This is a genomic window from Alteromonas sp. ABH4_454 (genome assembly GCF_056311775.1).
The window spans coordinates 2,403,733-2,416,222 of sequence record NZ_CM149972.1; the positions used below are offsets into that span (position 1 = coordinate 2,403,733).

At 43.7% G+C, this 12,490-nt stretch carries 10 protein-coding genes and 8 tRNA genes; 4 read left to right on the plus strand and 14 right to left on the minus strand.

The genetic code is table 11. The annotated features are described in order from the left end of the window. Positions 1-13: 13 nt before the first annotated feature. Complete coding sequence (locus ACYX4W_RS10500) at positions 14-196, minus strand: hypothetical protein (RefSeq protein WP_474835261.1); 183 nt, start codon at positions 194-196, stop codon at positions 14-16. Between the two features lie 169 nt (positions 197-365). Between ACYX4W_RS10500 and ACYX4W_RS10505 the strand changes: the two genes are divergently transcribed. Beyond that, entirely contained in the window at positions 366-551 is a 186-nt protein-coding gene (locus ACYX4W_RS10505) for a hypothetical protein (RefSeq protein WP_476075509.1), read from the plus strand. Between the two features lie 502 nt (positions 552-1,053). After that, positions 1,054-3,615, plus strand: coding sequence for a TonB-dependent receptor plug domain-containing protein (locus ACYX4W_RS10510; protein ID WP_476073142.1), 2,562 nt, complete (start codon positions 1,054-1,056; stop codon positions 3,613-3,615). A 201-nt stretch (positions 3,616-3,816) separates the two neighbouring features. Here ACYX4W_RS10510 and ACYX4W_RS10515 read toward each other — a convergent pair whose 3' ends face one another. Further along, positions 3,817-4,401 carry an acyl-CoA thioesterase gene (locus ACYX4W_RS10515; RefSeq protein ID WP_476073143.1) on the minus strand — a complete coding sequence of 195 codons (585 nt, stop codon included), beginning with the start codon at positions 4,399-4,401 and terminating at the stop codon, positions 3,817-3,819. A gap of 92 nt (positions 4,402-4,493) precedes the next feature. Between ACYX4W_RS10515 and ACYX4W_RS10520 the strand changes: the two genes are divergently transcribed. Then, positions 4,494-5,114, plus strand: coding sequence for a flavin reductase family protein (locus ACYX4W_RS10520; RefSeq protein ID WP_476073144.1), 621 nt, complete (start codon positions 4,494-4,496; stop codon positions 5,112-5,114). A 50-nt stretch (positions 5,115-5,164) separates the two neighbouring features. Next, positions 5,165-5,821 carry a cupin domain-containing protein gene (locus ACYX4W_RS10525; RefSeq protein ID WP_476073145.1) on the plus strand — a complete coding sequence of 219 codons (657 nt, stop codon included), beginning with the start codon at positions 5,165-5,167 and terminating at the stop codon, positions 5,819-5,821. A 151-nt stretch (positions 5,822-5,972) separates the two neighbouring features. Here the strand turns inward: ACYX4W_RS10525 and ACYX4W_RS10530 are convergent, their stop codons facing one another. The 12 genes from ACYX4W_RS10530 to ychF form a co-directional block, all read right to left on the minus strand. Continuing rightward, positions 5,973-7,166 (minus strand): trypsin-like serine protease, encoded by a 1,194-nt coding sequence (locus ACYX4W_RS10530; RefSeq protein ID WP_476073146.1) that lies wholly within the window; start codon positions 7,164-7,166, stop codon positions 5,973-5,975. A gap of 369 nt (positions 7,167-7,535) precedes the next feature. Then, the gene (locus ACYX4W_RS10535) at positions 7,536-8,942 is read right to left on the minus strand and encodes an alanine/glycine:cation symporter family protein (RefSeq protein ID WP_474808766.1); all 1,407 of its coding nucleotides are present in this window, start codon (positions 8,940-8,942) and stop codon (positions 7,536-7,538) included. A 343-nt stretch (positions 8,943-9,285) separates the two neighbouring features. Next, a tRNA-Gln gene (locus ACYX4W_RS10540) sits at positions 9,286-9,361 on the minus strand. Positions 9,362-9,365: 4 nt separating this feature from the next. Beyond that, positions 9,366-9,450: transfer RNA gene (locus ACYX4W_RS10545), tRNA-Leu, on the minus strand. 33 nt (positions 9,451-9,483) lie between these two features. Continuing rightward, positions 9,484-9,560, minus strand: a tRNA-Met gene (locus tag ACYX4W_RS10550). A gap of 52 nt (positions 9,561-9,612) precedes the next feature. Next, a tRNA-Gln gene (locus ACYX4W_RS10555) sits at positions 9,613-9,688 on the minus strand. A gap of 2 nt (positions 9,689-9,690) precedes the next feature. After that, a tRNA-Leu gene (locus ACYX4W_RS10560) sits at positions 9,691-9,775 on the minus strand. A gap of 35 nt (positions 9,776-9,810) precedes the next feature. Then, positions 9,811-9,886 (minus strand) — tRNA-Gln (locus ACYX4W_RS10565). Between the two features lie 4 nt (positions 9,887-9,890). Beyond that, positions 9,891-9,975, minus strand: a tRNA-Leu gene (locus ACYX4W_RS10570). A 36-nt stretch (positions 9,976-10,011) separates the two neighbouring features. After that, positions 10,012-10,088 (minus strand) — tRNA-Met (locus ACYX4W_RS10575). A gap of 171 nt (positions 10,089-10,259) precedes the next feature. Next, positions 10,260-11,273, minus strand: coding sequence for a peptidylprolyl isomerase (locus tag ACYX4W_RS10580; RefSeq protein WP_476073147.1), 1,014 nt, complete (start codon positions 11,271-11,273; stop codon positions 10,260-10,262). Positions 11,274-11,397: 124 nt separating this feature from the next. Next, positions 11,398-12,489, minus strand: coding sequence for a redox-regulated ATPase YchF (gene ychF / locus ACYX4W_RS10585; RefSeq protein WP_118489665.1), 1,092 nt, complete (start codon positions 12,487-12,489; stop codon positions 11,398-11,400). Position 12,490: the final 1 nt, after the last annotated feature.

Here is a 12,490-nt window from a genome sequence, read left to right on the forward strand (position 1 = left end):
TTAACCAGCTGATTTATGAAGCGATTGGTAGCTGCGGCTCAAGCTCTTCAGCAGTATTAAGAGCAACTATTTCTTCATAACCTTTTTGTTGAAGCAGGGCTTTTAAGTCATCTCGTGATGCACATTTTGTGTGCTTAGCAAGTGCAATAGCTTCAATGAAACAAGATAGGTGAGTTGTTGATTGTGCCTGTGTCATATACTTCTCAATTTGTTGCGTTGACGGGACAACTTTGTCTAATACTCAAGTCACTCATGTGACGTTTATGTGACTTTTTTATGAAAAAAATCAAGAAAAGTTCATTGTTAACCTTGAAATGTATATACATTGAATATACATTTATGATTCGAATTGGTGCTTCTTACCTATGAAAGCGGTCGAGATGTCTGAAAAAAACAATAAAAAGAAGAAAAAGAATAGTCAGATGATTATTCGAATTAATGACGAAGAAAGAGCGCAATTTATTACGCTTTGCGATTCTTTGGATACATCTGCGGCTCGTGAAGTAAGGCGCTTTATTCGTGAATTCATTGAAGAACACAATGAAGAATAAATGCTGATAATCAGCAATACACTACAGAAGAAACTAAGGATATAAAAATGGCTAAGAAAAAAGAAATCAAAAAAGAGATGAAAGTAGCTAAAGCAAAAATTGCTAAGCAAGAAAGCAAACTAAAAAAGCTAAAGAAAAAGCTAAAAAAAGCGTAACGTGTAGCGTACTGCTTTGAAAAGGTGGCCAATGCCACCTTTTTTTGTATTTACATTAGATAGATCAATAGCTTCACGTTTTAGTCCCGTAAACTCCGCCTGTTATCGATATTTCTAAATTATTACAACTTTAGTATTGTGTGGGAGAATATTTTTGTGATTTACTCACCGCTAGGCATCTTTGCTTATCACTTCTAATAATTATAAGTCTTTTCAGACAACTCGATGTTTAGCAGTACCCCAACAACAGAAAAAGAAAATGTATCTGTAGGTCTTTTTTCTACTCGATAGAGTAAAAAGCATAGTTTTCAAAGCAGTAAACACATATAAAATTCAGGAACATCACAATGCAACAGGCTAAATTTAACGCTTCTGTTTTTAAGCTTTCCTTAATTGCTTCTGCAATAGCAGGAATGCACTTTTCCACTTCAACACTGGCACAAGAGCAAACTACAGTTGATGAGCAGGATGTTGAACAAATTCAAATCGTAGGTTCTCGCCGTGTAGGCCGTACTATCAATGACTCTCCCGTTCCTATCGATATCATCGATGCTTCTTCGATAGAAGCGACGGGCTTAACTGAAACCAATATGATTTTGAATCAGTTGCTGCCAAGCTTTAACTTTCCTCAACCCTCTGTTACCGATGGTACAGATCACGTGCGACCAGCCCAGCTGAGAGGCTTAGCACCTGACCATACCCTGGTATTGGTAAATGGGAAACGCCGTCATACTTCAGCGCTGCTTAATCTTAATGGATCGGTAGGGCGAGGCTCGTCGGCAGTAGATTTAAACGCTATTCCTGCTAACGCTATCAAACGAATTGAAGTATTGCGTGACGGTGCTGCGGCGCAATACGGTTCAGACGCTATCGCTGGCGTTATCAATATTGTATTAAAAGACGCCGCTGAAGGTGGCGAAGTATCGGCGACTTACGGTGCTAATGTAACGACTATGGACGGTGTACCTAACCTTGAAGGGGTAAGTATTGGCGCTGATGGTAATTTAGCTTTTGAAGAAGGCAGTGACCGAGAGGTAACCGACGGTCAAACCTTTACCCTTCGCGGTAACGTGGGCTTTGAGTGGGGTGACGATGGCTTTGTAAACGTTTCTGCTGAATATCGCGACCGCGGCCAAGCGAATCGTGCAGACTACGATCAACGAGAAAACTACGCCCGCGATGCTGAGGGTAATTTAGATCCGCGTGAACTTACCGTTAATCGTTACAATCACGTTTACGGTAATGGTGAAGTAGAAGACTACGCCCTTTTTATCAATGCGGGTAAAGCGCTAACCGATAGCATTGAGTTTTACACTACAGCAGGTTATAGCACTCGTGACTCTCTTGGCAGTGGCTTTTATCGCCGAGCTCAAGACTCGCGTAACATTGTTGAGATATACCCAGATGGTTTCTTACCTTCTATCCAAACCGATATTACTGATATGTCGCTTATCGCTGGAATTAAAGGTTATGGCGATGTCTGGAATTACGACCTATCGTTAACTCACGGTGGTAACGAGCTAGAGTACGGTGTAGTAAACACACTAAATACGTCACTTGGCCCAACAAGCCAAACTGAGTTTGATGCCGGTACGCTAGAGTACGATACCACTATCATTAACGCAGATGCGTCTCGATTGGTGGATACTGGCTTGTTTTATAGCGAGATGAACTTCGCAATGGGAGCAGAATACCGTCACGAAGGTTACGATATTACAGCCGGTGAAGAAAACTCTTACATTCAAGGTACCTTTGGTCCTGGTGGAGCGGTAACCGACCCAATAGACGGGCCATTTGGCGCAGCTGGCGCACAAGTATTCCCTGGCTTCACTCCAGAATCAGCAGGTGATAACAGTCGTCACAACTACAGCTTTTACGTTGATGTAGAAGCTGATGTGGTTGAGAACTGGAATGTTGCAGTGGCAGGACGCTATGAAGATTATTCTGATTTTGGCAGCACGTTTAACTGGAAAATGTCGCACCGTGTAACGCTTAGCGATGCATTTGCCCTTCGAGCGTCGGTATCAACAGGCTTTAGAGCGCCGTCTCTTCAGCAGCAGTATTTTACCTCTATAGCCACCGTATTTGTTGATGGCGAGCCAACTGAAACTGGCACGTTTGCACCATCAAGTGAGGTTGCACAAGCGCTTGGTAGTCCAGGCTTAGATGCAGAAGAGTCGAATAACTACAGTGCTGGCTTTACCTACTCGCCCACAGCGGACTTCAACTTAACCGTAGATTTCTACCGCATTGATATTGACGACCGTATTGTGCTGTCTAACAACCTTTCGGGTGAAGCAATTGAAGCCTTGCTAGAAGGCACTGGGGCAAATCGTGCACGCTTCTTCTTAAACGCTATCAATTCGCGTACAGAAGGTGTAGACATTGTATCTACTTACACCTTGAATACATCTGACTATGGAGCGTTTAACTTTAATGCCGGAATGAACTTTAACGACAACGAAGTGACCGACATTTTAGATGCTCCTGACGTACTGCAAAACGCTGGGTTCGACCAAGACAACCTGTTCAGTGATGTTGAGCTTCGTCGCTTTGAAACCAGTTCACCTGACAGCAAGCTGAACTTAGGTGTTACATGGAATTACGACCGTTACACAACCACGTTACGCACTACCCGTTATGGTGAAGTTGAAGACCCTTCTTCAATTGAAGCGCGTAATGAAATTCTACCTTCGGAATGGATCACAGACTTGGATGTTCGCGTTGCATTAAGCGATGGGCTAACGGTTTCTGTAGGTGCTAATAACATCTTTGATGTATACCCAGAGCCAACGCGAGACCTGGTTGATGAAGTAACGACTTTCTCTCGTCTGTTTTCTTACTCAGGCTTCTCGCCGTACGGTTTCACCGGCCGCTTTGTTTACGGAAAAGTTGCGTATCGTTTTTAATTAAGTGCTTTTAATTAAGCGCTTAGAATAAACGTAGAAATACTAAAGTAGTAATTTGAAAAGCCCCCCTAAGGTTAGATGTACAACCTTTGGGGGCTTTTTATTTGTTGGGCAAGATGCTATTGGCGGACAGCGTAATATAGTCAAAATTAAATGTATATTGCGGTACTACTATAAGTCCTTTGCTTTCAGGTTTAACCTTTAATCTTCATCGTTTTGTTTTGCAGGCACATCATCCCGATCAAAAGTAACGGTGCATCTATGCGCATCGAGAAGGGCAAAGTCTTCTTTAGGGATAAAAGCGTCGTAATCACGTTGAAGCTTAACTTGCGCTTCTTTACGAATTTTACTGCGGCGAATAGCGGTGACAAAGTTTCGCATTTCATAGTGAGTAGATAATTCAAGTTCAGGAACGGATACAGGTTTACCGCTGTCATCTTTGGCTACCATGGTAAAGAAACTATTATTAGTATGCTTAACCTCGTTCGTTTTTATGTTCTCCGTGGTTACCTTTATCCCCACAACTAACGAGGTGTTCCCGACATAATGCACAGTCGCATCTAGATGAAGAAGATCACCAACCTCAACGGGCTGTAAAAATTCAACGCCGTCGACAGTTACTGTAACGCAGTAGGCGCCTGCATGCTTACTTGCACACGCGTAAGCGACTTTATCCATTAAAGATAAGATAACGCCACCATGCACCTTACCGCCAAAGTTAGCGAATGACGGTACCATTAATTCAGTAAGTCTTGTTCTTGAAAAAGCGACACTTCGTGCAGTCATATACAACCTTTAATCTTAAGCCCTTGAAAAACACCGTGTAAGCGTTCATATCTGTAGAAGTTTTACCCTACCACACATTTTAAGGAATGGTTTTGTCACAAACGCATTTTTATCAACCAAAAGAAGGCCATGGCTTAGCTCACGACCCCTTTAACGCGATTATTGCCCCGCGCCCCATAGGGTGGATTTCTACAAAATCAAAAGCGGGCGTGCTAAACCTTGCCCCTTACAGTTTTTTCAATGCCCTTAATTATACGCCGCCAATTATCGGCTTTTCTGTAGTAGGCAGTAAGAAAGACTCATTGATAAACGTGCAGGAAACAGGCGAGTTTTGCTGGAATCTCGTATCGCAAGATTTGGTTGATGCGATGAATAAAACAAGCAAGCCTTTAGCACCTGAGGAAAGCGAGTTCGATCACGCTGGACTTCAAACCGTAGAAAGCGAAATAGTGCAGGTTCCTCGCGTGAAAGCCAGTAAGGTGAGCATGGAGTGTAAGCTTACCGACGTCGTGCAGCTTAAGTCTGCCTTAGGCGATGAGGTGAATAGTTGGTTTATTATGGGCGAAGTGGTGGGCGTACACATTGATAAGTCGCTTATTGAAAACGGTGTTTATAGCACGCTAAAAAGTGCGCCAGTGAGTCGTGGCGGCGGACGAGGTGATTACTACACTATATCCCAAGATAATTTTTTCGAAATGCTAAGACCTGAGTAACGGTCTTTAAGAAAATAGCGACAACGCGCCAATACCAATCGGTGACCTAAATGTTAAATATGAACTTTGATGAACGCTTAGCTATCAATACACAAAAACAAGAGTGGCAGCCGTCGCCGTCTTCCACGGTTTGGCGTAAGCCGTTAGAGCGGGAAGCAAAAGAGTCAGGCCATACAACTAGCGTGGTGAAATATGAGCCTGGGGCTAGCTTTAAACAGCATAGCCACCCGTACGGAGAAGAAATTCTAGTGCTTGAAGGTGTGTTTTCTGATGAGCATGGAGATTATCCTGCAGGCACGTACCTGCGTAATCCACCAGGTAGCAAACACAGCCCGTTTAGTAAAGAAGGCTGCGTAATCTTAGTTAAACTGAATCAATTCGATAAGCGTGATTTAGCTGAGGTTCGGGTGAACTTTAATACAGCAGAGTGGCTGCAAGGGCAGGGCGGTTTAAAGGTAATGCCGCTACATAATTTCGAGCATGAACACGTAGCGCTGGTTAAGTGGCCTGTTGGCGAGGTATTTAAGCCCCACAAGCATTTCGGTGGTGAAGAAATTTTTGTACTGTCGGGGACGTTCAAAGACGAGCATGGTGAATACCCCAAAGGTACGTGGATTAGAAGCCCGCATATGAGCCAGCATCATCCGTACGTTGATGAAGAAACAATAATTTGGGTTAAGACAGGGCATTTGCCAGTGGCCCTATAAATTCAATAGGGCCAGCGAATAAAAGGTTGCCTCATGTTAATAAGCTTGCAGCACAATAACCATTGTTCCATCAGAAGGTAATGTCTGCCCTATTACGCGCTTTGAAAAAGCTGAACGTATTGACAAGCGTTGAGGTTTGGCTAAGAAAATCTTAAACACGACGCTTACATTTGCGTAAAAGAAGTAAACTCAAACCAAGCATAAATATACCGGTTGTGTGTGGCGCCGACACCTGAACCATAGACTGTCTGATAAAGTCTGCATGAAGCCAGGTGGGAACATAGCCACTCAGTTCACCAAAACTATTATTAAGTTCACCATCGATATCTCCTAAGGCTGTACCAAATGAAAGTCCATAGCTGTTAATACCTGAAAGTAAGTTGTTAATGAAATTAGGGCCGCCGGAATCACCTCCTGCCACAGAAGCTTCACTTAATCCTAGCCCTACGTCTTCAAAGAGCGATGTGCCGAAAAAATTCCCCAAGTTGCCTGACATATCATTCTGAGCGAGACCATTATCTAAATCAGAAACGTAGGAGAATTCAACCTCGGCTGTACCGAAAAAGTTCGAACCGCTAGCATTTCTATCTGTCCAAAAACCACCAAATGCATCGTCGCCAAATGCGAAGTCATAAATATTATTTCCTTGACGAAGATGGCCTGTATTGGCAATCCGACCTTCACTTCCATTACCTCTGGCGCCATAACCTGCAACATTGAACGCTTGACCGGTTAAATCCTCACCGAGGAAAAGCTCATGAGATATTGCCCACTCTGGAGCTTCTTCTGAAAGACGCAGAATGGCAATATCATTTTGGTCGATAACTTCGCCAGTATAGTCCGGGTTCACGAAATAATCGCTGACCTCTATTTCTACGACGCCTTCAGGGCTTGTATAAATATTTTCTGCGGGGGCAATTATTCCATCTTCGGGTTGGAAAAATATTGTGGTTGATAGAGGATTCGGCGTACCTGCACCGCTTGATACGCAGTGCGCTGCAGTTGCTATTGAACGGCGGTCGTTCAAAAGTGTACCTGAACAAACAAAATTACCACTGTTGGTTTGCATCAACATGCCAACGACACCACTATAACTTGAATCTGCATAGTAAAGCGGGTCGCCGCTTTGATTACCGACAGAGCCAGTGCCTATGTCAGAAGCGCCGATGATTCGGCTGGTTGCTTCCCAGAATATATCGCCTCCACTGCCAACACTCATCCGCCCACTTTGATAGCCGATATTAGTGCTTACTGTAAAACCACTTTTTAATAACGATGCATTTGCGATACTTGAAGTGCCTAACGAAAGCGCTAGCGCTAATACAGTGGATTGAACCTTCGACATTATACGAAACTCCGTGTTTAATACTTGACGAGAAAGCAGAATAAAATTCAGATTAAGCTGGATAATTTACTTATTTTTATTGGATTGCTTTGAAGCAATCAACGTATAAAAGATGTTTGCTTGAATTGTACAAGTACGAGAACTACAAGAAATATACCGCGTATGTTTATCATTTTAAATCAAATAGATATATGTTTATGTTTAAGAAAAGAATACCAGTTGTAAAGAAAGTAGACAGCTGTGAATTTTAGGTATGGACTGCGCGACTACAATTGGTAAACAATAAAAATCAAATATAGAGAGATTCGTAGCGTGTTTCCAACACGCTACGACAAAATTATCGAGGCTTTTAAGTAGAGTTGGCTTTAATCAATCCCAAATACCATCTTCTGACTTACCCTGTATTTCACAGTCACCCGCTTTGTATTCCATGTTTGCGCCAGTGTCTTTTTTCTTAAAGTAGTCTTTGCTGATAGAAACAATGGTAGGGGTCATCCATACAATAGCGATGATGTTGATTACCGTCATTAAACCTAACGCCATATCGGCCATTGCCCATACCTGAGGTAGCGCTGCCTGTGCGCCCCAGTAGATCATGCCCAAGTAGCCGATGGTGTAGACTGCACGGCCTATTTTGTTATCTAGCTTGAACATGTGCAGGTTACTTTCGCCATAGGCGTAGTTTGCTACTACAGATGTAAATGCAAATAAGCTGATGGCGGCTGCCACGAAGTCGGTACCGCCTTCGCCTAGATGACTGCTCATGGCGTCTTGGGTTAGGCGTATGCCTTCCATTTGATCAGAGCTTGAACCGCCAGCAAGTAGAATGATAAAGGCAGTAGACGTACACAGTATTAGTGTATCTAAGAAAACACCCAGCATCTGAATGTAACCTTGAGAAACCGGGTGATTAGGGTTTGGAACAGCACTTGCTGCTGCGTGTGGTACCGAGCCGCTACCCGCTTCATTTGAATAAAGACCACGCTGAATTCCATTTTTAATGGCAGCACCTAGTGCGCCAGCGCCAGCTTCTTGTAAACCAAACGCAGACTTTACGATATCAAGCAGCATAGCCGGCAGTTCGGAAATATTAATGAAGGTAATGGCAAGCGCCACTAGCACGTAGCCAATCCCCATGAAGGGAACCACAAACTCGGCAAAGCGGGCGATGCTTTTAAGCCCTCCCACTACAATTAAAGCTGCTAGGGCTATAATGGCTAGGCCAACATATTCAGTAGGGAAAGAGTACGCATTGTTTAATGCATCGGTAATAGTGTTAGCTTGTACGGCACTGAAAACAAAACCGTAGCCAAAGAACAAACACAGCGAGAAAGCGACAGCTAACCAAGTTTTATTCAAACCCTGCTTAATGTAGTAGGCTGGGCCGCCACGGAACTCGCCGTTTTCGTCACGCACTTTGTAAAGCTGGCCCAAAACGCTTTCAGCAAAGCCGGTGGCCATACCAAGAAGGGCAATCATCCACATCCAAAAAATTGCGCCCGCACCTCCTAGTGATATAGCAACCGCAACGCCAGCTAAGTTACCCGTACCTACGCGGGCAGATAAACTGGTACATAAAGCTTGGAATGAACTGATCCCGTCTTTAGTAGAGGTGTTACTGCCTTTAAGCAAGCTGAACATATGACCGAAATGTCTAAGCTGTACACCGCCTAGTTTTACGGTAAACCAAATACCACATGCCAGAAGCATGATAATGAGTACTTGGCCGTCTCCCCAAAGAATATTGTTAACTAATGAAACGAATTCGTTTATCACGCACTTTCCTTCGTTATTGTTTTAATAGCTGCTCGGCGTGTAAAGATGAACTGAACATGACAGGTGCGTTGTCAGAACAAACGCTTCAGCTTAAGCAAACATATAATTGCTAAACCTTAGAATAAGCCGAGCTATATCGATAAAGAACTAATACTAGCACGACAGTTAAATGATTGGACAATGAAAACGTACTGAAACTATGACGTTTTATGCTCGCATATAGCAAATTTATTCATTTAGAAGGGAAAGGGCGTAGAGTTTTTAACTAAAATCTATCAGCACTTTTTAGAAAGGGTAAGCACAAACAAAAAAACCGCTCAATAGAGCGGCTTCTTCAAGAATATGGCTGGGGTAACAGGACTCGAACCTATGAATGGCGGGATCAAAACCCGCTGCCTTACCAACTTGGCTATACCCCAAATTTGGTGCGGAAGGAGAGACTTGAACTCTCACGCCGTGAAGCACTGGAACCTAAATCCAGCGTGTCTACCAATTCCACCACTTCCGCAATGTAGACTTCCAATTAAGGAATGTAAAAAGTTGGTGGCTACGGCGAGATTCGAACTTGCGACCCCATCATTATGAGTGATGTGCTCTAACCAACTGAGCTACGTAGCCTTAACTTTTATCTTGAATAAAAAGCCGCTCGATGAGCGGCTTCTCAAGAATATGGCTGGGGTAACAGGACTCGAACCTATGAATGGCGGGATCAAAACCCGCTGCCTTACCAACTTGGCTATACCCCAAATGGTGCGGAAGGAGAGACTTGAACTCTCACGCCGTGAAGCACTGGAACCTAAATCCAGCGTGTCTACCAATTCCACCACTTCCGCGTAGACGCTAGCTATAATAGTCATTCAAAAAAGAATGGCTGGGGTAACAGGACTCGAACCTATGAATGGCGGGATCAAAACCCGCTGCCTTACCAACTTGGCTATACCCCAGTCGTGGTGCGGAAGGAGAGACTTGAACTCTCACGCCGTGAAGCACTGGAACCTAAATCCAGCGTGTCTACCAATTCCACCACTTCCGCGCAGCTAGACTTTCCTAAAAGAGATAACCAGAGAATTGGTGGCTACGGCGAGATTCGAACTTGCGACCCCATCATTATGAGTGATGTGCTCTAACCAACTGAGCTACGTAGCCTTGCTATTCTCTTCCCTCTCAGGAAGTGGCGCGTATTATGCGTATATGACTGGCAACCGTCAACCCCTTTTTTACTAACTTTTTTTAAATGCTCATTAAGTGTGCGCATTAGGGCGAAATACGCACAAAAAGCCGTGAATTTGAACAACTTGCAAGGGTTTAAGTACCGATTTACCAAGTTTTGTCACTGGCTTTTGTCTGGTAATAACACACGTCAATAGGGCGCGGGCCATAGGTATTGTCATGAAAAAACGGGTTATCTAAATTTTTTCCTGTATTCACCCGATTTTTATATTCTTCATGATGAGGAGTTTGCAGGAAATAAGGTGTTGCATTGCTAGTATGCACAAAAGCCTGCTTTATTTTACTCTCTTGGGTAATGTCATCTAGTACACCACCTGTGTCCATATCGCCTCTAGGTAATTTTTGAAGCACATCCATACCTTTCACTACACGACCTACCACCGACATATTTCTATCTAAATGTCGCGGAGCTTGCCCAATTACAATATAAAACTCTGTACTGGCGGTATCTTTCTCGCTATTACGAGCAAACGCCACAACGCCAGGGCAGTGAAGCCCCCACATTTCTTTACGGCTTTTATCAATGCCCACAGGGAAGCCGTCTAAAAAGCCAGTATTAGGTGCAAACATATCTTTAGATTCAACGACGTTTACATTGCTGTTAAGTGGCTGAGTAAATTCAGCGCTTATTGGCTTAAGCAGTGTTGACGGAAATTGTGATGCGTCGTGAGTATCGTTACTGCCAGCCTGTGCCACAAAGCCGTCTACCACACGATAAAACGCTTGCTCGTTGTAAAAGCCTGCATCTATAAGGGCTTTGAACCTGGCTACATGCTTTGGCGCAAGGGTAGGATGAAGTGCAATAACCACATCACCATATGCGGTTTTGAAGGTTACCGTATTAGCTTGGGGTACCTGATACCAACTATCAGTATTGCTTACCAATGTTGGCGCTATTTCACCGCCACTGATGTCAGATTGTGTGTTTACCGCTTTAATCTGAGTTTCACTGGCGATGGAAAAACTAGCAAAGCTCAGTAAACATAATGTTCTAACCGAGGCTTTAAAAAGGGATAGTCGGTTTTTTAGCTGTGTGTCTCGCTGCGACTTATTTTGCAATAACGCGAACGGTTGTAAATTGCTAAGCTGTTTTAGAATCATTATAAAACCCGTTAGTTTTTTGTCAGTTATAGCAGCCCTATGTAAGCTTCACAATTGTTTATGGCAAACAAAAAAGCCACCTTGCGGTGGCTTTAGTAAACAGCATTAATTTCTACATTAGAAATCATACGTTAAAGCGGAAGTGGATAACGTCACCATCTTTAACAATGTAGTCTTTACCTTCAAGACGCCATTTACCTGCATCTTTAGCACCTTGTTCGCCGTTAAACTCCACAAAGTGGTCGTAGCTCACGATTTCGGCGCGAATAAAGCCTTTTTCGAAGTCGGTGTGAATTTTACCCGCTGCTTGTGGTGCAGTTGAACCTTCAGGGAAGGTCCAAGCGCGCACTTCTTTAACACCTGCAGTAAAGTAAGTTTGAAGCGTCAGCAAGTTATAACCGGCACGAATTACGCGGTTAAGTCCAGGCTCTTCTAAGCCCATGTCCTGCATAAATTCTTCGCGCTCGTCATCTTCAAGCTCTGCAATATCAGACTCAATAGATGCACAAACTGCTACTACTGTAGCATTCTCGCCTGCTGCTATCTCTTTTACTTGGTCAAGGTACGGGTTGTTTTCAAAGCCGTCTTCATTTACGTTAGCAATGTACATGGTTGGCTTAAGGGTAAGCATGTTCATGTAGCTGATTGCCGCCAGTTCTTCTTTACTAAGCTCAAGTGAACGAAGTAATAAGCCTTCATCTAGGTGCGGCTTAATCTTCTCGAGTACTTTCATTTCGTACTTGGCATCAGCGTCGCCACCTTTAGCGCGTTTCGCTACACGGTGAAGTGCTTTTTCTGTGGTTTCTAAATCAGATAGCGCAAGCTCGGTGTTAATAACGTCGATGTCATCTTTAGGGCTAACGCGACCTGCAACGTGAACAATGTTTTCATCGTCGAAGCAGCGTACTACGTGACCAATAGCGTCGGTTTCACGAATGTTCGCTAGGAATTTATTACCTAAGCCTTCACCTTTAGATGCGCCTTCTACCAAACCCGCAATATCAACGAATTCCATGGTAGTGGGAATAACGCGCTGTGGGTTTACGATTTCAGCCAACTTGTCCAAACGAAGATCTGGCACAGGTACTACGCCTGTGTTTGGCTCGATGGTACAGAAAGGGAAGTTGGCCGCTTCGATACCTGCTTTTGTTAATGCATTGAAAAGTGTTGATTTACCTACGTTTGGTAGGCCAACAATACCGCATTTAAAACCCATG